Source organism: Algoriphagus sp. AK58, assembly GCF_014324365.1.
Lineage (GTDB): Bacteria > Bacteroidota > Bacteroidia > Cytophagales > Cyclobacteriaceae > Algoriphagus.
Map to the genome: position 1 here is coordinate 56015 of NZ_QEIG01000006.1, position 19176 is coordinate 75190.

General features: G+C 44.4%; 20 protein-coding genes. 8 read left to right on the forward strand and 12 right to left on the reverse strand.

Features of this window, described 5'->3' with window-relative positions; all coding sequences use genetic code 11:
- Positions 1 to 128: 128 nt before the first annotated feature.
- Positions 129 to 1478, forward strand: coding sequence for an ATP-binding protein (locus DDT91_RS05490; RefSeq protein ID WP_187175143.1), 1350 nt, complete (start codon positions 129 to 131; stop codon positions 1476 to 1478).
- A 14-nt stretch (positions 1479 to 1492) separates the two neighbouring features.
- Here DDT91_RS05490 and DDT91_RS05495 read toward each other — a convergent pair whose 3' ends face one another.
- From DDT91_RS05495 to DDT91_RS05525, 8 genes are all read right to left on the reverse strand, one after another.
- Positions 1493 to 2272, reverse strand: a complete 780-nt coding sequence (locus DDT91_RS05495) for a glycerophosphodiester phosphodiesterase family protein (RefSeq protein WP_187175144.1) — start codon at positions 2270 to 2272, stop codon at positions 1493 to 1495.
- A 108-nt stretch (positions 2273 to 2380) separates the two neighbouring features.
- Entirely contained in the window at positions 2381 to 2503 is a 123-nt protein-coding gene (locus DDT91_RS20590; RefSeq protein WP_255502033.1) for a hypothetical protein, read from the reverse strand.
- Between the two features lie 75 nt (positions 2504 to 2578).
- Positions 2579 to 4096, reverse strand: coding sequence for an arylsulfatase (locus tag DDT91_RS05500; protein WP_187175145.1), 1518 nt, complete (start codon positions 4094 to 4096; stop codon positions 2579 to 2581).
- Between the two features lie 155 nt (positions 4097 to 4251).
- Positions 4252 to 5157: a sugar phosphate isomerase/epimerase gene (locus DDT91_RS05505; protein WP_187175146.1), complete on the reverse strand. Its 906-nt coding sequence runs from the start codon at positions 5155 to 5157 to the stop codon at positions 4252 to 4254.
- A 104-nt stretch (positions 5158 to 5261) separates the two neighbouring features.
- On the reverse strand, positions 5262 to 6506 hold the full coding sequence (locus DDT91_RS05510) for a DUF4153 domain-containing protein (RefSeq protein WP_187175147.1): 1245 nt from the start codon (positions 6504 to 6506) through the stop codon (positions 5262 to 5264).
- Positions 6507 to 6538: 32 nt separating this feature from the next.
- The gene (locus DDT91_RS05515) at positions 6539 to 6865 is read right to left on the reverse strand and encodes a hypothetical protein (RefSeq protein WP_187175148.1); all 327 of its coding nucleotides are present in this window, start codon (positions 6863 to 6865) and stop codon (positions 6539 to 6541) included.
- A gap of 60 nt (positions 6866 to 6925) precedes the next feature.
- The gene (locus DDT91_RS05520; protein ID WP_370539292.1) at positions 6926 to 7219 is read right to left on the reverse strand and encodes a winged helix-turn-helix domain-containing protein; all 294 of its coding nucleotides are present in this window, start codon (positions 7217 to 7219) and stop codon (positions 6926 to 6928) included.
- A 1-nt stretch (position 7220) separates the two neighbouring features.
- A complete protein-coding gene (locus tag DDT91_RS05525; protein ID WP_187175149.1) occupies positions 7221 to 7835 on the reverse strand; it encodes a hypothetical protein in 615 nt (204 codons plus the stop codon).
- A 145-nt stretch (positions 7836 to 7980) separates the two neighbouring features.
- Here DDT91_RS05525 and DDT91_RS05530 point away from each other — a divergent pair, with 145 nt between their 5' ends.
- The gene (locus tag DDT91_RS05530; protein ID WP_187175150.1) at positions 7981 to 8640 is read left to right on the forward strand and encodes a hypothetical protein; all 660 of its coding nucleotides are present in this window, start codon (positions 7981 to 7983) and stop codon (positions 8638 to 8640) included.
- 32 nt (positions 8641 to 8672) lie between these two features.
- Here the strand turns inward: DDT91_RS05530 and DDT91_RS05535 are convergent, their stop codons facing one another.
- From DDT91_RS05535 to DDT91_RS05550, 4 genes are all read right to left on the reverse strand, one after another.
- Entirely contained in the window at positions 8673 to 9026 is a 354-nt protein-coding gene (locus DDT91_RS05535; RefSeq protein WP_187175151.1) for a DUF4260 domain-containing protein, read from the reverse strand.
- A 103-nt stretch (positions 9027 to 9129) separates the two neighbouring features.
- Complete coding sequence (locus DDT91_RS05540) at positions 9130 to 10287, reverse strand: esterase (protein ID WP_187175152.1); 1158 nt, start codon at positions 10285 to 10287, stop codon at positions 9130 to 9132.
- Between the two features lie 19 nt (positions 10288 to 10306).
- A complete protein-coding gene (locus DDT91_RS05545; protein ID WP_187175153.1) occupies positions 10307 to 11500 on the reverse strand; it encodes an esterase in 1194 nt (397 codons plus the stop codon).
- Positions 11501 to 11807: 307 nt separating this feature from the next.
- Positions 11808 to 13643 carry an alpha/beta hydrolase-fold protein gene (locus tag DDT91_RS05550; RefSeq protein WP_187175154.1) on the reverse strand — a complete coding sequence of 612 codons (1836 nt, stop codon included), beginning with the start codon at positions 13641 to 13643 and terminating at the stop codon, positions 11808 to 11810.
- Positions 13644 to 13863: 220 nt separating this feature from the next.
- Between DDT91_RS05550 and DDT91_RS05555 the strand changes: the two genes are divergently transcribed.
- From DDT91_RS05555 to DDT91_RS05580, 6 genes are all read left to right on the forward strand, one after another.
- Positions 13864 to 15003 (forward strand): ATP-binding protein, encoded by a 1140-nt coding sequence (locus tag DDT91_RS05555; protein ID WP_187175155.1) that lies wholly within the window; start codon positions 13864 to 13866, stop codon positions 15001 to 15003.
- A 238-nt stretch (positions 15004 to 15241) separates the two neighbouring features.
- On the forward strand, positions 15242 to 15478 hold the full coding sequence (locus DDT91_RS05560) for a hypothetical protein (RefSeq protein ID WP_187175156.1): 237 nt from the start codon (positions 15242 to 15244) through the stop codon (positions 15476 to 15478).
- Positions 15462 to 15803 (forward strand): type II toxin-antitoxin system PemK/MazF family toxin, encoded by a 342-nt coding sequence (locus DDT91_RS05565; protein WP_187175157.1) that lies wholly within the window; start codon positions 15462 to 15464, stop codon positions 15801 to 15803. The genes DDT91_RS05560 and DDT91_RS05565 overlap by 17 nt, the downstream gene beginning before the upstream one ends.
- A 406-nt stretch (positions 15804 to 16209) precedes the next feature.
- Positions 16210 to 16809 (forward strand): hypothetical protein, encoded by a 600-nt coding sequence (locus tag DDT91_RS05570; RefSeq protein WP_187175158.1) that lies wholly within the window; start codon positions 16210 to 16212, stop codon positions 16807 to 16809.
- A 137-nt stretch (positions 16810 to 16946) separates the two neighbouring features.
- A complete protein-coding gene (locus tag DDT91_RS05575) occupies positions 16947 to 17822 on the forward strand; it encodes a carbon-nitrogen hydrolase (RefSeq protein WP_187175159.1) in 876 nt (291 codons plus the stop codon).
- Between the two features lie 3 nt (positions 17823 to 17825).
- The gene (locus DDT91_RS05580; protein WP_187175160.1) at positions 17826 to 18899 is read left to right on the forward strand and encodes an agmatine/peptidylarginine deiminase; all 1074 of its coding nucleotides are present in this window, start codon (positions 17826 to 17828) and stop codon (positions 18897 to 18899) included.
- The last annotated feature ends 277 nt before the right edge of the window (positions 18900 to 19176 follow it).

Here is a 19176-nt window from a genome sequence, read left to right on the forward strand (position 1 = left end):
TTACTTACCCGTAAGTATCTCATTTTTCAAAAGAAACCCATCAAACAGCAGATCATTTATATAAATCTGCAAGCATCAGGCTTGAGGAAATCTCAATTCCTATTTTTAGTGCTTATTCGGCTGATTTCATGAAGGTTTGGGAAAAATATAAAGAATTGGTGTGGAGAAGTACTCCATTGGAAGGACCGGAGACCTCACTTGATTATTGGAGAGACTATCTTTTTAGAGTCATTCTTCTTTACCTGATTCCTTTTTCGCTTTTGGCTCTCATACCCAGTTTTTGGGTGAATTTCATGGGGGGATTTCATCTTCTGATTCTCTTTGATATTCTGGCCGTATTTGTTGTATATCTGATGGGGTTCACCCAATTGCCTTCGCTGAAAACAAAAAAGATTTTGCTGATTTTTTTGACGAATACCCTTGCCTTAGCCTTGATGGTGGAATTGGGTTCTTTTGGGCCTGGGTTGATGTATTTGGTGGCATCAGGAGTTTTTGTTGCCTTGCTTTTTCCTCCAAAGGATAGTTGGTATAGTGTTTTTTTTGGTGCCTTGATTTGCATTCTTTTCGGGCTTGAGATGAATTATAATTTTTTCAGGTCTAATTCTGCCGAGAAAATTGACTTTGTGGGCTGGTTTGCGATATCGGTTAATGTTGTTTTTGTGAATGGAGTAATTGCGAAGGTGGTGCCCATTCTATTTGAAAAGATGCATCAAAGCATAGTGGCTACTAAAAAGATGGAGGAAGTGTTGCTGCTCAAGCAGGAGGATCTAAATGAATTGGTGCATGAACTTGAGATCCAAAATGCCAATCTGAATCAACTGATTAAAGGAGTGTCTGAGGATTTTCAAGAACCATTGCGGATGATGATCAGTTTTCTGGGGCAACTCAAGCGTAAGTATTCCTCCCATTTGGATGAAAAAGCCAACCAGTACATAGACTTTGCTACCCAAGGAGGAATGAAAATGAGGGAAATCATTCTTGGATTATTGGACTTGGCTTCGGTAGGGAAAACCAAGGAGAAGACGGAGAGATTTGAGGTGACTGAGGTTATCCAGAAGGTGATTTTTTTACAAAAAAAGAATATTTTAAGAACCAATGCCCAAATTGATTGGACAGATGAAATGCCTGTAATAGAGGCGCCCAAGACGTATTTGATTCAGATTTTCAATGAATTGATTTCCAATTCGTTGAAGTTTAATAGCCCTCATGAATCACCCAAAATCCAGATCTCCTGTCAGGAAGAAGAGCGATGGTGGCAATTTTCGGTAAGAGATAATGGAATTGGATTTGATGATTCGGATTCAATAGATCCCTTTGTTGTCTTCAGAAGGCTCCATCCGAATACAGAGGCGAGAGGTTTAGGAATTGGTTTGGCTTTGGTAAGAAAGATTTCAGAATATTTAAGAGGCTCTGTGTGGGCAGAATCAGTTCCCGGAGAAGGTTCTGTTTTCTACCTTAGGATCCCAAAAGCTGCTTAAATAGGCTCGATCAATTATTGTTTGGATAGAATTTCAAACAGCTTCTCAGGCTCATCGGTGGTAATAAAGTCTACTTTAAGTTCCAAAAGCCATTTCATGTCTTCCTCATTGTTGACTGTCCAGGCATTGGTGGTCAAACCCAGATGTTGCGCTTGGGCAATCCACTCAGGCTTATTCCTCAAGACCCGGATATTGTAATCAAAACCAAAAAATCCATCTTCCTTCAATTGTGCAGGAGTTTTATCACCACTGAGGTAGGCTACATTGGCTTTAGGATCGGTGGCAATGGCTTTTTTTCCGCCTTCATAGCTGAAAGTGATGTAGTCTACCCACTTCTCAGCGCCAAGTTTCTGTACGGTTTTCACTGACAATTCACCCACCCGCTCACTTCGCTCCACGCTGATCCGCGAAGGCTTAAATTCCAAGATCAACTTGGTTCCGGACTGTTTCATTCCTTCCCTAAGGTATTCCTCCAAGGTGGGGATTTTTTCACCATTAGGCAGCTTTTTGGTTAAAAGCTGCTCATAGGTGGAGGTTTCGATGTCGATCCCCTGAAAATCATGGTCGTGGTTGACGACGAGTACTTCATCGGCGGTCATCCATACGTCAAACTCCGATCCTTCGCAACCCAATCGTACAGCTTCTTTAAGAGAAGCAAGTGAGTTTTGAGGCAAACCCTGTGTTTTCCAGGCTCCGCGGTGTGCAATGACCTTGTTCACATGAAAAGTGGTTTGAGCAATGGTGAATTGAGAAAGGAAAACCATAGAAAAGAAAATTAAAAACAGCTTGTTCATGGGCTTCAGACTTGAGGATTGGATTACTGCGCCAAAATAGGAAATATGAACGGGGCTTTTTTAGGTTTATGAGAACTTTACAAAAACTTCATTTTCGTAGAGGACTACTTATTCTTCGTCTTTCTTGGTTGGCTTTGCCCTCATGACTTTATAAAGCAACCAGCCTATACCTGCCAAAAAATGGATGGCTAAGAGGGTAACGATGATAATTACGGTCGTATTTTCCTTCATTGGGTTTGATGGAGTGAGTTTACCGCCTTTAATTTTATTCTATTGTCATTCCTAATCTTTCCATCTTTCCGCTACTTATTGGCTCAGGGATTCTTTCCACTCTAGGAAAAGACTCTCTAATTCTCTTGCTTTTTCAGGGAATTGAGAGCTTAGGTTTTTGGTTTCATATGGGTCATTTTTCAAGTCATACAGTTCCCAAGGGCTTGTTTTTCCATGAGCTACCAGTTTCCAGTCGCCTTTTCTGACTGCCCTTCCTATCGACCACTCCCAAAAAATGGGTGTTTCGCGTTGCGATTTCTCGCCACGAATAGCTGGCAAAAGGCTTTCACCTGCTTCAGGGAGCACAGGTTTCCCTTTATGGATAGTAGGGTAATTTGCTCCGGAAAGCTCTCTCAAGGTAGGCAGGATGTCGATCAGGTGCGAAGGGAAAGGATTTAACTCGTTGTGATGGGCTAAGCCTTTGGGCCAGGAAATGATCAGAGGGGTTTTGATTCCTCCTTCGAAAGAATAGTTTTTATAAAACCGGAGTGGGGTATTTCCCACATTTGCCCAATCTTCTCCCAAGGAGGTCCATTGTCCAACACTTCCGATTTTCCCGTCTCCGGGTAGATTTACCATTTCCGCTGATGCCCCATTGTCAGAAAGAAAAATAAAAACCGTGTTTTCCAATTTGCCCAATTCCCGAAGTTTTTGGATGATCTCTCCGATTTTTTGGTCCATTCGATCGATCATTGCGGCATAGACTTCCATCTTTTGCTCTTCAACTTTTTTTAGGGAATCAGAAAGAGAAGCCCAAGGGACATGGGTTGCTTCACTTATCGCCTGGTTTTCGTAGATAATTCCCAGCTTCTTTTGCTTTTCAAAACGTTTTCGCCGGATAATCTCATATCCCTCGGCATATTTTCCCCTGTATTTTTCGATGTCTTCGGGCCAAGCCATCAAAGGATCATGAGGAGCTGTGTAAGCTAAATAGAGGAAAAAGGGGTTTTCCTCGTTCTTGTATTCTTCCAGCCACTGAATGGCATACTTGGTAAAATAATCCGTGGAATAATAGCCTTTGGGTGCGGAGAAAGGCTGATAAAGTGTGCGATCTTCGTAAAAGGGCCGATCTGGTCTTTTTTGAGCGGGTTTTGCCTCTCCTTGACGCTGTGGTCCTGGATTGAAATGATTGGAAGCTCCTTCCATCAGTCCAAAATATCGGTCGAAACCCCTGTCCATGGGATGGTCAAAGCCATGGTGTTTGCCTGACCAGAGCGTTCGGTATCCGGCGGATTGGAGAAGTTCTCCTAGTGTGATTCCATTGACCAAAGGCTGTTGGTAATTAGCTTCGTAACCTACTTGCTGAGCATATAATCCGGTCATCAACGCCGCCCGAGAGGGGTTGCATTTAGAAGTATTGTACATCTGGGTAAAGCGGACGCCGTTTGCAGCAAGCCAATCCAGATTGGGAGTTTCCACCTCGCTTCCATAGCAACCAATATCAGACCACCCCAAGTCATCGGCTAGGATTAGGACGATATTGGGTTTTTCTTCAAAAGGTTGGCGTAGAAAAGGATTTGCGAGCAGAAGAAAAATGGAAATCAGATTTATCATGATAGGATTGTTGTGATTTGCCAAAGGCTACTGAATTTACTTAAAAACATCTGATTTATTAATTGGGATAATTGCCAATGTTCCTGGAAATAGGATTTTCTAAAAACAAAAAAGCCAGCCTTCGGGCTGGCTTTCTATTCCAGGAAGTTGGATGTTTATTTGAAACCAATGTCTCCCAACCCTTTGTGGCTGATTTTGATCGCTTCCATCGGGTCTAGATCAAAAGTGTTGTCCTGCTCTACGAGGTAAAACTCCAAACCGGATTTTTCTTTCTGTGCCAAAATCCGCTTGAAATCTATGTTTCCGGTGCCCACGGGAGCAAAGTTGCCTTCTGAATTCATGTCTTTTACATGCCATGCCTTGAATCTACCGGGGTATTTTTCGAAGTAAGTCAGTGGATCAACTTCAGCTTTGGTCACCCAGAAAAGGTCCATTTGGAAATTCACAAACTTAGGATCGCACTTCTCCAATAGCACATCTTCGATCACGGTGCCGTCTGCCATTGGCTTGAATTCGAAGTCATGGTTGTGATACAAAAGCGTCAGGCCGGCATTGTAGCATTTTTCGCCGAGGGTGTTCATTATTTTCACCAAATCATCGGCAGTACCTTTCATCCCCATGCTGCGGGTCGCAGGATCAAAAGTAAACATGCCCATCGGAGGTACTGGAATCACGAAATAAGCAATACCAGCAGCTTTCACATCGGCAATCAGCTGGTCGGCATTTTCCATATTGACTATGCCCATATGAGCGCTGATTGCACGAAGGCCAAGAGAATCGAGGTAAGCCTTGAATTCGGCAGGTGCCATTCCGTAAAACTTGCCATCTTCATAGTTGGCAGCTTCTACATATTCATATCCTGCATCGGCCACAGCTTTAAGCGTAGCTTTCGGATTGCTTGCCATAGAGTCTCGAACAGTGTAAAGGGCAAGTCCTCCAAATTTGGCAGGCTGTTCTACCGCAAGTTCTTCAACTTGCTCTTCGGTTTTGGGGCCACAGGAAGAGAATCCTAAGATCAAAGCCAAGAGTAGGGTAAGGCTGAGATTGGTTTTTTTCATCATCGGGTAAAGGTTTTGAAGCTGAAAGATACCTAATTCTGAACAAAGAATTATTGGGCTCAAGATTATTGTCTCATTAAGGAGTAAATAGCTTCCGGGATTTCCTTTCATTCAAATCCAAAAACCACCGGGAACAGAAAAACCACCAGGACTGTCCAAATCAAGTAGACAGGTAAATAGCGAACCACCACAAGGGAGACCTCCTTTAGGGAATGCTCTTTTCTCAGGGACAGCATCAGTTTTTGGTTGACCAACACCAAATGAATCAGCATCAACATATTCACTCCAAGTACAGCCAGTCGGTTTGGAGTAATTCCCCATTCCGAAATCCGGAACCCGATAGCGGATAAGGCGACTAGGTTGACAATGATGGTCGCGAAGGAAAGCAAGGTTAAAACCCATTTTGCAAGGTTGGAGGCCTTTTCCTCCGCAGACTCGGCTACCGAAAAGAAAATCAACCCCATCACTCCGATCAGCAGCAAGTTGAACAGCAATAAAAATTCTCGGTCATTGTAGGGATCTTTTCCTGCATAAACGATAGCTCCCAAATAAATCAGAAGCATAATCAACACCAATGGGCTAAAGATTTTTGCAATAATCGGAGGCACTTTGTTGACCAGTTGGGGATTGGTCTGCGTGAGATGGGTAGCTACTAGTGGAGCCGCTGCCAGTCCAAATACACCGATGTATTCGAAGTAGAACTTTTCAATATCTATTCCAATCAAGCCGAAAAGCCCGACCGTAATTCCGGAAAGAAGAAGCCCGGACAGCAATAGCACAGCTCCCATGATGACTGCATCTCCGTTGAAATTGATGTAAGCAAGTCGGGAAGGGAGGTTTTTGCCCTTTGCACCGGAAAAAACAAATCCCAACATTCCCCAAAGCAGCAGAGGAAGATGGATACATGCCAAGATCAAGGTGTCGCTTTCGGGATTGTCTGGGAGAAGGTTAATGTACAAAGCTGCTACCAAAACCGTGATAATGGGAATGACCAGACTAGTAAGGGATAAGTTTTTCTTCCAGGCAAAATAGGCCGATACAAAAGGGAATACTACAAAACCCATATTTCTGGGATAGAAGTATTCCTCGTTTATGTCCAAAAAGCTAGGCAGTTTGGCTAAAATCCAGGCAAATAATGCGGCTAGTAATAAAAAGCGCCATTCCCTGAAACTGCCCCAAGAGACAGCATCAGACTCATAGTTTAGTCGGGCATTCCAGAAGTCCGCCAGTCCTTTTCCTTTGATTTCAGGGTAGAGAAAGTTAAAGTTTGACTTAAACTCTGACTTGTTTTTTCGGTAGATTTTTTCCAGCTCGCCAGCTTGGTCGAGATTGGAAAGGATTTGCTCTTTCATAGTATAGGAGGGGTAGGTGAATTTACGTTTTTTTAATTCCAATGTCCTGTAATCGCAAAGGCCAGGACGGCGCTGATCCATAGGGTCACGAAATACATCAGGGTGCTAAAAATGACGGCAATTAGTTTCTGATTTCCCTTTGGGAACCATAGAAACCCCATCAGATAGAAGAAAATCCCGCCCACTGCACCTCCCAAGGGGATGATGGTGAGAGGGTAAAACATCCAGGTTTCAAAGAGATCCTCCTTGGTAAGGAGGATGAAAAGCAACCAAGCCAAAGGAAGGCTTGATCCAATAAATGAAGGCAGCATCAGGTCTTTCCAATGGAAAGAAGGAAGAGCGGAAGGAGAGTTGTTCATTTTTGATTGAATTAGGTTTTGGAAAGTACTTTGATTTTCAAAGTGAATAGATAAATTTTTTTAAGCTTTGTTTTCTTTAATCAGGTGTTCAAGGAAATCCAAGTGGGACTGGAAAGCCTTTTTTCCTTCTTGAGTGGCGGTGTAATTAGTCAGAGGTTTTCTTCCGGCAAAGGATTTTTCTACTTGGATATAGTTGGCATTTTCCAGGTTTCTGAGGTGAGAGGCAAGATTTCCATCAGTGACTTCCAGTATTTCCTTGAAGGAATTGAAGTCATAGCGCTCATTGACCATCAGAATGGACATGATGCGCAATCGGATGACATTTTCAAATGCCTTGTCGTAATTCCCCTTCACCTTATCTGTCGTATTTATAATACATCATGGAGCCATAGATCACATGCAAAACCCCAAAGCCCAAAGCCCAGCAAATCAGTCCGAATTCCGGGAAAAATGCTGAAAGTATACCTAAGATCAGCTGACCGATTCCAAGATTTTTGATTTCTCCCAAGGTGAAATGGGAAGCGTTGATCAATCCCAGTCCATAGAAAATCAGCGTGGCAGGAGCGATCAGCTGATAAGTGCTTTCATGAATCAAGGCCAAAGAAAACAGTCCTCCTGCCACCACGGGAATAAATAAAGCCAAAAGAAAGCGCTTGCTTGCCGGAGTCCAGAATTGGTGGGAATTTTTCTGACTTTTCTGTTGGCTGAGCAAATAGGCGGTTCCAATAGCCAATACCAGGACAACCACCGCCAGTGCAAGGAGATTGAACTGAAGATCAGCAGGACTGATCATTTCTGTGCCCATGCCATATTCAGTGGAGGGAAAGTAAATCCAATACCAGGCAATCCCAGCTCCCGCAAAAGCGTAAATCCCAGCGAGTATTCCTGCTAATCCGCTGAGCGAGAGAAAGCGGGTGCTCCGCTCCATCATCGACTTGATTTCTGTTAAATCATGTTCTGGTTTTCTCATGGTTAAAAGTACTTTGTGATGCAAAGTAAATGAAGATTTCACTAGTTCCAAAAGGGTAGACAAAATTTTTTGATTTAGGGCATTTGCCGTATGGTCATTGGTTGATGTATCCTTGAATTTTGAATTGTACTAAAATTAATTTTCTATGAAAAAATCACTGTTTCAATGGAAGTGGCTCGTGATTGTTGCGGGCGTTTTGATGTCCTGTACCGAAGGTGGGGATATGGATCCGGATGATCCTCAGCAAGTTTCAAATGATTTGAATTTTCCCTACACCTTGACCACAGAGGAAAATGTCTATAAGATGGAGATCGATGGAGTGGAAGTGACCAACACGGCAGAGATCGCGAATACGCTCAATGTAGACAAAACGATTACGATCGGTTTTTGGGGGCCCAACAATGACTTTTCCTTTGGAGGAATTTATTGGATTCCCCTAGGTGCCGGCACATATGAGACCGGCAGAAATCTTGGGCCCGGCAATGGAACCAATGGAAACAACCTCTTTATGACGGCCTTTGTCAAAAAGAACAATGTGAAGCATTTTGCTTACTCAGCGCATGAGTATGGTTTTTTGGAATCAGAAAAAATCCCCGGTTCGTCCTGTACAGTCAAAATCAACAAATTTGAAGGAAAACAAACGAGCTTCAGTTTTATGAATGGTACTTACAGCTTGTTTATCGGAACGGTCGAGGGGCAGTTTGCTGGGACATTCAAAACAAAAGAAGGGCAAACGATCAAAGTGACCAAAGGGCAGTTTAGAATTGTACAAAAGCTTCCTCCAGGTGCAGTGGTAAACGGTTGATTGTTAAAGCTTCTCTGAAAATCAGAGAAGCTTTATTTTTTACCTATTTCTCCCAAGTGAGTGAATTTGAATCCTTTTTCATACTTCAGTCCATATCCGAAAATCCTATCCATCGCGATATGGGAAAAGAGAATTATCCCCGCGATTTCAAATAGGTGGCTGTTGAGAAAAAATCCCAACCCAAAAATCATAATCGCTATTGCCCTATGATGGAAAAGATTGTAGGTCCTGGCACCAATTTTTTCATTTACCAGATAGCCCAGCATACCGATATCCGGTAGCAAAATCAATCCGGCAAACCACCACCAAGATACTCCTGTCCAATGGAAGGCAACCAATCCAAGAATAAACAAGCCTATTTCCTCAAGTTTTAAAAGTCTGTTCATAGTAAGTTTTTGAAAAATATAGGGCATTGGATGGAAAAGAAAAAAACGCAGCCCAACTTGGACTGCGCTTTCGAATATAGTTATAGGTATTTGATTCAATTCTTTAAAACAACATCGGCGCAAACATGGATAGGTAAGTCCTCCAGTTGGCCCAGGTATGCCCTCCTTCGTTTTCGAAGTACTCGTGCTCAAATCCGGTTTTGTCCAAGACGCTCAAGAGTCTTTTGTTGGATTCCATCACAAAGTCCTCTTTTCCGCAGGCTACCCAATACTTATTTACTCCGCTGGCTTTGAGAGCAGTGAATTTTTTCTCCATTTCAATCATATCCGCATTGGCATCAAAGATCCCGCTGCTGAATACGCCGATATAGCCGAAGGTACCCGGATAGGTGATCGAGGCAGTAATCGTGTGACCTCCACCCATGGAAAGTCCGGCCAAAGCTCGGTGGTCTTTGTCGGCTTTTACCCGGAAGTTTTTCTCAATGTAAGGCACCACATCTTCCACCAAACTCTTTTCAAACTGGCCCTGGTACTGAGCGAAAGTCTCTCGTGTCGGGGCTGGTAGTCCCGGGATTTGGCGAAGGGTAGAAGTCTGCCAAGCGTTACCATTGGTCATGACTACAATCATAGGCTTTGCTTTTCCAGAAGCGATCAGATTATCCAAAATCAAATTGGCGCGACCCAGAGAAGACCAAGCATCTTCGTCACCGCCGGCACCATGAAGGAGGTACAGCACCGGATAGGATTCTTTTCCCGAATCATATCCAGGAGGAGTGTATACATACATTCTGCGGTCAGCACCAAGCGTAGGTGATGGGTACCAAACTTGTGAGATATTACCATGCGGGGTATCGTTAAGTTGGAAGACGGAAGAACCCTCTCCCGGTACCATCAGCAAACTGGCATAGCGGGTACCATCTCTAAGCGCATGCGGGTTGGTGACATCGATGGCCGCCACTCCGTCGATGAAGAAATTGTAATGATACATGGAAGAAGGAAGTGGCTTAATGGTCACCGACCAAATACCCTGCTCTCCCTTGACGAGAGGAAGAGTTTCTCGAAACCCCATCCAACTGCCGTTGAGTGTGACTTCATTTGCCTTTTCAGAAAGAATTCGAAATGTGACCGAGTTGTCTGTATTAATTTCCGGGGAAACTACCCGGGGCGCAGACATGGCGCTGATTTCCTGGGCTTGGATTTTGGCTGAAATTCCCAATAGGAGAATTAGGGCTATGCTGTTGATTAAATAGTTGAACTTCATAGGGTAAAAGGTTTATCGATTATTGAAAAAGACGGGGAGCAAATTGGGTCAGGTACACTCTCCAGTTTCTCCAAGTATGCCCACCTTCGCTTTCTACATATTCATGCGGCATGTTCATGCCTTTAAGCTTTTCAAGGTATTCCTGATTCGCTTTGTAAAGGAAATCGGTTTTCCCGATAGCGATCCAGTAGAGCTTGTATCCATTGTCCATTTGGGCCTTTAAAGTCTCATCGAAATTGCTGTACACTTTTCCTGTGGCATCTTCTCTTGGCATGATGGCCGCTGAAAAAAGTCCCATGTAATGAAAGGTGTTTGGATGATATCGTGAAATGTGCAAAGTATGGTATCCGCCCATGGAAAGACCTGCAATCGCGCGATTGGCTTTGTCAGCTTTTACGCGGTAGTTGCTTTCGACAAACTTGATGATGTCGCTAAATGCACCTTCGTAAGTTCCGTCCATGGTCTTTGGGATCATAAACTGAGGCTTGTAGAAGTTTTTGCTGCCTTCGCCCGGCGCTCCATCCTGGATTACATTCCCGTTTGGCATCACCACAATCATTGGTTTGGCTTTGCCTTGGGCGATCAGATTATCCATGATTTGGGCAGTTCTGCCCAGGTTGATCCAAGCCTCCTCGTCACCACCTGCACCGTGAAGGAGGTAAAGGACAGGGTAGGTTTCTGTTGATTTTTCGTATCCCGGAGGGGTGTAGATGGTGATTCTACGGTCCATGCCCAATCCTGGAGAGTCATACCATCGGCGAGTTACCGAACCGTGGGGGATGTCATTGGTCTTAAATAAGTCTGCATGTCCACCTCCGATAATGAAAATATTGGTAGCAGAAGCCACATCACGAATCAGGAAAGGATTACTTGGATCAGTGGTTGAAAACCCGTCGATGATGAAGGAATAATTGTAGAGTTCCGGTCCCAAAGCGCCTGTTTTCAAGGACCAAACGCCGTTTTCATCTTTGGTAAGTTCAGCTTTTCCGGGACCGTCCATTTGCCCCATGGGAGTGTCCATTTTCACAGTTGGGAGAAAATCCCCCGTCACCTGAACGGACTTGGCATTGGGAGCAAAGAGTCGGAAAGTCACCGAATTGTCTTCGTGAATCTCTGGAGAGATGATGTTTTGTGCGCGGAAAAGAGCTTCCTGGGCATAGGCAGAAACTGCCAGCAGAAAGGCAGAGAGAATGAGCAGTAATTGTTTGTTCATAGGTTTTTGGTTCTATTGTCTCAAAGTGTGAAAATAGAAAAAGAGATTGGAAAAGCAAAAGGAATTGCCACAAAGGCGCTTATGCGCAAAGGAATGCTGAAATAATTCACCTTTGGAAGTTGCTTTGACTGGAAGATGGCCAAAGCAGACCTGCTTGCAGTGGGCAAGTTCACAGATGATTTGGAGTTTCAAGGTGGAATGCAACGTGGGCAGAAGAGTCACAAAGAGTGAAAAAGAAAAGGGTTTGACTTCTCTGTTGAAAAGAGCCAAACCCTTGCTTTTGAAAAGGAGTGCTTTGAGTGAAATTTCAATCCATATTCTTATTTTCTGTTACCCATCCCTCAGACTTTGCCAGTCCGGGATTTTTTCCCATAAAGAGCTTGCTAGCCTCCTGATCGCCTTTGAGTTGCCATTGGTACCAAGCTGTTGCTACCCGGGCAAATTCTCCCCCATAAGGTTGACCATAGGTGCCGCCATGGCCCACTTCGAGATTGCCGACAAAGATTGGCACGTGATTGATCTTAGCAAAATCATCCATCCCGTTGCCATAGGCTATATCCGACTTTCCACCCAAGAGGTAAAGCGTAGGGACTTTGATGTTATTCAACTGCTCTTTGGTCACTTGGGGCATGCCGGGCATTCCTCCCCCGGGATTTCCCAAGACCCCGCTGTTGAATACCCCGATGGTGGTAATTCTTGGGTCACCGGCCACTTCCAGCGTTTGCAGTCCTCCGCAGGACATTCCGCTGACGGCGATCTTTTGGGTGTCCAGTTTTTGGAAATAGGGGCTATTAGGATCTGCATTCTGGGCGATGGCCCAGTCGATGGCGTCCAGGAGTTTGTGAGACTTGGAGCGGAGGTCCATTTGCTTGGGCATAGTGCCAATGGCGATCACCAAAAATCCATGGGAAGCCACCTCATTGAGAAAGTTGACATGCTCAAAAGGAGAGTCAAAGCAGGCCCCATTGCCCCAGGCGATGACGGGGAGTTTGTCTTTGCCTCCAAACTTGGACAAATCCTGAGGTTGAAAAAGGGTATGCGTAGGCAAACTTGTAGCAGAAGTCATGATGGCAGGAAAGTTTCCTTTGCCTCCATTTTCGATGATTTCTGGTTTTGTGGGAGCTTGGAAGACCAGGTTTTCTGAGAAAAAGGGAAGCACTTTGGTCTGAATCCGCTCAGCAATCCGATTGAGGTGATCTCCTTCGTAGCTTTCGTAAAAATGGGTGATTTGGTAGGAATCCAAGACCTCGTGCAGGGTTTTGGTAGCTTCACTAATTCCCCGATCCTGAAGCCCTGCGTCGATGGCAATGGCTTTGAGTTTTTTCAGGTTAAGGATGTATTGATCGACAAAGTTGAGGGTACGGTTGGCGATGATTTTGTTGATTACATCTTGTCGAGGCTCACCGTCTTTGGCTGGAAGATCCATGTAAAGGGGTGGATTTTTGGGATTGGGAGCGAAAGCTGCCGAGGTCGCCAAGGCTGCAATTTCAAAAAAGGAAGTGGCTTGAAGTTGGTCAGGGGTTAGGGACTCCAGCTTTTTCATCAATTCCGGATTGGTAGATGCTCCTCCATCCATGCAGCAGGGGCTGAGGGCATAGATGGCTGAATAGACATCGGGATTTTTCATCCCTAAGCGCAAAGTGCCATAGCCTCCCATGGAGTGCCCGGCTAGGCCGCGACTTTCCTTGGTCGGAATGGTTCGGTAGTTGGCATCGACGTAGCGGACGAGTTCTTGGGTGACGAAGGTTTCCCAGTCTCCAATCGTAACCGAACTCGCATACATGCTGCCTTTGAAGCGGTTGTAAGCATTGGGCATGACCACAATCATTTCCTTGGAAAGTCCCTCAGCCAAAGACTGCTCTATGACATCCTGAAGGTTAATCCAGTGCTTTTCCCAGCCAAACCATTGGGAATCCGTATCGGTAAACCCATGCAGCATGTACAGCACAGGAAAGCGCTTGTCAGGATTGGAGGCGTAGGAGGGAGGTAGGTACACGGTCACTTCCCGATCTGCCGGATCTTCGATAAGGTTGCCTTCAAGCGCTTTACTGTGCACTTTGATGCGTTCCTTAGTGCCTTTTTGGGCGAAGGTAGAAAATGCTCCGAGGCAAATTAGGAGCGTGATAAGAAAGAGTCTTTTCATAGGTTAATGGGTTTAGGTTGAGATAAAAGTAGGGGTTATGGGGAGTTTGGCAAATATTGGCCACATATACACAGATAGGATTCTGTTTTTTACCAACCTGAGAAAATAAGCGCTCAATAAAATTTTGGAGGATCTTAAATGTCCTGATCTTTAGAAAAATTAATATTTAGAGATTATAATCCCTGAAAATACGTATTTTTGGGGATTACGATCTCCAAAAATGCATATTCAAAGAGAGTTGTTCGGGGTTTTGTCTCAAAAAATCGACTTTAAAAAGGTGATTTTGCTCTTGGGACCAAGACAAGTCGGGAAAACAACATTGGTAAAAAAATTGGCTGAAAGCCTTGGAAAACCTTTTTTGTACCTCAATGGGGATGATTTGACTACACAACAGGCACTTCAAAATCCGAACCTGTCATTTTTGAAAGCATATATCGGTTCCTTCCAAGTGTTGGTAGTGGATGAAGCCCAACGGATTCCTCAAATAGGGCTGACGCTCAAACTCATTGTCGATAATATTGAGGGAATTCAGTGCCTTGTCACGGGTTCCTCTGCTTTGGAGTTGGCTAGCTCAGTTCACGAACCACTCACTGGAAGAAAATGGGAATACCGTTTATTTCCGCTCTCATGGTCCGAATTGGTGCAGGGTATGGGAATGCCTTACTGCCTTACTGCCTTGGAAAAGTTCATGATTTTTGGCACCTACCCGGAGGTGGTTACTCAAGAGGGAGCCGAAATTCCAATTCTGAATAATCTGGCTTCCAGTTATTTGTATAAGGACTTACTCAACTTTCAAGGGATTCGAAAACCTGAGCTTTTGGCCAAAATCCTTCAGGCATTGGCTTGGCAAGTCGGTTCGGAGGTCAGTTTCAACGAACTCTCCCAGACTGTCCAGGCAGATAAAGCAACTGTCCAAAACTACATGGATTTATTGGAGAAGGCTTTTATCCTCCAACGACTCAATCCCTTTTCCAGAAATCTCCGCGGGGAAATCAGCACAAGCAGGAAAGTGTATTTTGTGGACAATGGGATTATGAATAGCATAAGTGGAAATTTTGCCACGCTTGCTTCCCGTGCGGATGTAGGAGCTCTTTGGGAGAATTTCCTGATTGCCGAGCGAACCAAATTGCTCAACTATCATGGTTTTTATGGCAGGGTATACTTTTGGAGAAATGTGCGGGGACAGGAGATTGACTACATTGAGGAAATCGACGGAAAAATCTACCCATTTGAGTTTAAGTGGAATCAAAAGGCCAAGGTGAAATATCCCAAGGTTTTCGAGGATACCTACAGACCCCAACCGCTGCAAATGATCCACAAGGACAACTTTTGGGAGTGGTTGGGTAAATATCCGTATTAACTATGGGTGGTTTTTTGGTTTTTATAGCCTGTTTGTCAAAGGCAATTCCTCAAAATCCGAAATTTCTTTCTTGGGAAAAGGTATATGCCTTTGGTAATACTTTTTAGAAGAATGAAATCGAGCATGACTCATAGCTTTTAAACCAATTTTGGTGTCAAGACATGCGAGATTCTCCCGATCCCGATAGCTATCGGGACGGGACTGGCTATCTGACCTTTAAAAAACAATTTATCAGCAGATGAAAACACTTTCTTTAAAACTCAATGAATCTGTTTTTGAGGAAACAGAGGATATTCTCAAGGAAAAGGGGATTCCTAGGAATCGATATATCAATGAGGCCTTAGAATTTTATAATCGCTATCATAAGCGAAAAAAATTGGCCAAGGCGTTTGCTAAAGCTTCGGCAATGGTCAGAGACTCTTCCATGGAAGTGAATGCGGAATTTGATCAGCTGATCGATGAAGGGGCAATATGAAATTTGGTTGGTTAATCTGAATCCTGCCCGAGGTACCAAACCCGGAAAAATCCGGCCTGTGGTTGTGATTCAGACCAATTTACTTAATCAGTTGGATCATCCTTCCACCTTGATTTGCCCGATTATCACTCAACTTTCAGCTGAGGAAAATATTTTAAGAGTACGTTTAGACTCGGAAGGCACAGGATTGGAAAAAGGCTCAGAGATTTTGGTAGATCAAATCCGTGCTTTGGATAACCGCCGATTTTTGGAAAAGCTAGGAAAACTCAGTTCGGAAAAAGCTTTGGAGCTTAGGGAGAAATTGGGGGCGGTGATGGATTTTTGACCTTACTGACCAATTACATCCCGATTGCTATCGGGATGGTTAAAATATTTAGGCGGAATTGCAAATTTCACCCAGCCTATTGAATCTTTCTACTCCCGGACGCGCAAAGTTCACTTGGCCGGTATTCGGGGGATTCCGCCATTTCTGCCTGTGCTTTTTCGTCTAGATTAAAATTTTCGCAGGAATCGGTAAAATCCGTCAAACTTCCAGTAAGGGAACAGATTAACCCTCTATCCATGTCCACACTTCAGTTTCGGCATCTTTTACAAAAGAGGAATTGTTCACTTCTTGTCATAATTCATTGTTTTTTCCCAAGTATCTAATTTAAAAATCGGACAAAAATACCCTATGTAGGGTATTTTGAGAGGAAAGTGATTCTTATACCTTTGGAGAAAATTTTAGTAAAATGAAAAAAACTATTCAAACTTTAATTGTTTCAAAAATCACACTATTTGTTTCGATATTTTTTTTGGTCGGATGTTCTGAAACCGAGGAACCAACACCTGTGGTTGAGGAAAATTCACTTTACATTGAATTTACACTGGATGGCACTAAGTTTCGATCCGAGATTTTGGAGGAGAATCTGGTTTCAGGAACCGGGTTTGAAAGAAAAACCGACAATACCCCCGGGCTCAATGTAATGATTTACAATTTCTTCGATTATTCAATGTCTATGTTGTATTCAAACAAATGCGGCACCGAATCTGGGAAAGACTGTTTGAGTTTTATCATTTTCATGACTGAAAGTATCAAAGTAGGATCGTACCCCTCGGTATTTACCAACAGTCTGGAAATCAACGGAACTCAGTACCAATTAAGATATATTGGCCCTGAGATCAATCCCCGGCCTGCTGATTTACCGCTCAGTATGGTGATTACAAAATTTGACGAAACAACACGGATTGTTGAGGGTACGATGACCGGTCAATTTTACAAGCAAAATGACCCTTCCTTAAAAGCATATTCCTTTCAGGCAAAATTTAGAATTAATATTTACAAGGGTTGATGAATTTTATTTCTACAGTCAAGGTGGAGTAGCGGTTAAAATTAGGTTAAAGGAATTCTGATAATTCATCCCAAATCATCATTTGCCAATCCCCCCCTTCCAAGGTATCTTTGCGGCCTAAACAAAAACCGTACACCGTGGCAAACAAAACCGTCAAAGTAGGTCTGGTCCAGCTCAGTTGCTCTGGGAATGTGGCCGAAAACATGGAGAAAACCATCGCAGGCGTTCGCACCGCCGCCCAAAAAGGCGCTCAGGTCGTGGTTCTGCAGGAACTTTTTAGATCTCTCTACTTCTGCGATGTGGAGGATTACGAAAACTTCAAACTCGCCGAAGCCATCCCCGGTCCATCGACAGAGACACTCGGAGCCTTGGCCAAAGAACTAGGCGTAGTAATCGTGGCTTCCCTTTTTGAAAAGCGGGCAGAAGGTCTTTACCATAACACCACGGCGGTATTGGATGCGGATGGAACCTACCTCGGCAAATACCGAAAAATGCATATTCCTGACGATCCGGGCTATTTTGAGAAGTTTTACTTTACTCCGGGTGATTTGGGTTACAAGGTGTTCGCTACCAAATTCGGAAAAATAGGCGTGCTCATTTGCTGGGATCAGTGGTATCCTGAGGCGGCCCGAATCACCGCTTTGAAAGGCGCTGACTTTTTGGTGTATCCCACTGCGATTGGTTGGGCTTTGCATCAGGATGAGCAGACTAACGACGATCAATACAATGCTTGGCAGACGATCCAGCGTTCTCATGCGGTGGCGAACGGAATTCCGGTTGTCTCTGTCAATCGTACGGGTATCGAAGGCCCGATGCAGTTTTGGGGTGGATCTTTTGTCGCCAATGCCTTTGGTCGAGTAATCTATAAGGCCCCTCATCTGGAGGAAGAAATCCACGTGGAAGAGCTGGACTTGACAGGTTCCGACAGATACAGAACCCACTGGCCTTTCCTAAGGGATCGCCGCATCGACTCATACGCTCCGATCACCAAGCGATACCTCGACGAAGAATAAGCCATGAAGAATTTGTTTGAATTGGCTCAAAGCGGGGCTGTGACCCCGGCTGAGTTGGGCTACTATTTTCCGGCGGAATTTGCTCCTCAGGAATCCATGTGGCTGAGTTGGCCGCACAAGGAAGCGAGCTGGCCGGGTAAAATCGAGACGATTTTTGCGCCCTATTCCCAATTTATCAAGGAGGTGGCCAAAGGCCAAAAAGTGAACATCAACGTGGCTGACGAAGCGATGAAAGCTTTTGCTTTGGCACATCTGGAAAAAGCCGGGGTGGATCTAAATAAGATCTTCTTTCACCTTTTTCCGACAAATGATGCCTGGTGCCGGGATCATGGACCTGCCTTTTTGATCAATCCCAATGCGGAAATCAAGAAAGTGCTCGTGAAGTGGAATTACAACGCCTGGGGTGAAAAATATCCGCCTCACGATCTGGATAATCAGATTCCGATTCACATTGCAGAGCACTTGGGAATCCCCTACTTCAAACCCGGAATTGTCATGGAAGGCGGTTCTGTCGAGTTCAATGGAAAAGGAACGCTCTTGACCTCAACCGCATGTCTGCTGAATGAGAACCGCAATCCTCATCTCAGCCAAGCTCAAATCGAAAAGTACCTCTGTGATTACTACGGGGTGAAGCATATTCTATGGGTTGGGGATGGTATCATTGGTGACGACACGGACGGGCATATCGACGACATCACCCGCTTTGTCAATGAAGATACCGTGGTGACCGTAGTGGAGGAAAACAAAGCCGATGAAAACCACGGAATTCTGGCCGAAAACCTTGAAATGCTCAAGAAAATGCGCCTGGAAAACGGCAAGCAGTTGAACATCGTGGAGTTACCGATGCCAAGTCCGGTTATATGGGAAGATCAGCGACTTCCGGCTTCCTATGCCAATTTCTACATCGCCAATGAGGTAGTGGTGGTACCGACTTTCCGAGATAAGAACGACCAAAAAGCACTCGACATTTTGACCGATTGCTTCCCTGGCAGACGGGTGATCGGAATCGACAGCACGGATATTATCTGGGGCTTGGGGAGTTTTCATTGCTTGAGTCAGCAGGAACCTGCGGTGTAGCGTCATTGCGAGGGGCATAGTGTCTTTTTTGGATTTCAATTCTTTTCTTAATGCCCCGAAGCAATCTCCAAGATGGACTAGTTAAAATGGTGAGACTGCTTCGTCGTACCTCCTCGCAGTGACGTGCCAAAGGCAGGAAACTGTTTCCCTCGCGGCTCACTTGCTGTGATGTAACCGTCATTGCGAGGGGCTATGAAAGAAATTGATATTAAGGACTGCATAATAGCCCCGAAGCAATCTCCATGATGGACTAGTTAAAATCGTGAGACTGCTTCGT

Coding starts and splice junctions, on each gene's coding strand:
- DDT91_RS05490 (WP_187175143.1), top strand. CDS start 129: ATGAAGGTTTGGGAAAAATATAAAGAATTGGTGTGGAGAAGTACTCCA.
- DDT91_RS05495 (WP_187175144.1), bottom strand. CDS start 2,272: ATGAACAAGCTGTTTTTAATTTTCTTTTCTATGGTTTTCCTTTCTCAA.
- DDT91_RS20590 (WP_255502033.1), bottom strand. CDS start 2,503: ATGAAGGAAAATACGACCGTAATTATCATCGTTACCCTCTTAGCCATC.
- DDT91_RS05500 (WP_187175145.1), bottom strand. CDS start 4,096: ATGATAAATCTGATTTCCATTTTTCTTCTGCTCGCAAATCCTTTTCTA.
- DDT91_RS05505 (WP_187175146.1), bottom strand. CDS start 5,157: ATGATGAAAAAAACCAATCTCAGCCTTACCCTACTCTTGGCTTTGATC.
- DDT91_RS05510 (WP_187175147.1), bottom strand. CDS start 6,506: ATGAAAGAGCAAATCCTTTCCAATCTCGACCAAGCTGGCGAGCTGGAA.
- DDT91_RS05515 (WP_187175148.1), bottom strand. CDS start 6,865: ATGAACAACTCTCCTTCCGCTCTTCCTTCTTTCCATTGGAAAGACCTG.
- DDT91_RS05525 (WP_187175149.1), bottom strand. CDS start 7,835: ATGAGAAAACCAGAACATGATTTAACAGAAATCAAGTCGATGATGGAG.
- DDT91_RS05530 (WP_187175150.1), top strand. CDS start 7,981: ATGAAAAAATCACTGTTTCAATGGAAGTGGCTCGTGATTGTTGCGGGC.
- DDT91_RS05535 (WP_187175151.1), bottom strand. CDS start 9,026: ATGAACAGACTTTTAAAACTTGAGGAAATAGGCTTGTTTATTCTTGGA.
- DDT91_RS05540 (WP_187175152.1), bottom strand. CDS start 10,287: ATGAAGTTCAACTATTTAATCAACAGCATAGCCCTAATTCTCCTATTG.
- DDT91_RS05545 (WP_187175153.1), bottom strand. CDS start 11,500: ATGAACAAACAATTACTGCTCATTCTCTCTGCCTTTCTGCTGGCAGTT.
- DDT91_RS05550 (WP_187175154.1), bottom strand. CDS start 13,643: ATGAAAAGACTCTTTCTTATCACGCTCCTAATTTGCCTCGGAGCATTT.
- DDT91_RS05555 (WP_187175155.1), top strand. CDS start 13,864: ATGCATATTCAAAGAGAGTTGTTCGGGGTTTTGTCTCAAAAAATCGAC.
- DDT91_RS05560 (WP_187175156.1), top strand. CDS start 15,242: ATGAAAACACTTTCTTTAAAACTCAATGAATCTGTTTTTGAGGAAACA.
- DDT91_RS05565 (WP_187175157.1), top strand. CDS start 15,462: ATGAAGGGGCAATATGAAATTTGGTTGGTTAATCTGAATCCTGCCCGA.
- DDT91_RS05570 (WP_187175158.1), top strand. CDS start 16,210: ATGAAAAAAACTATTCAAACTTTAATTGTTTCAAAAATCACACTATTT.
- DDT91_RS05580 (WP_187175160.1), top strand. CDS start 17,826: ATGAAGAATTTGTTTGAATTGGCTCAAAGCGGGGCTGTGACCCCGGCT.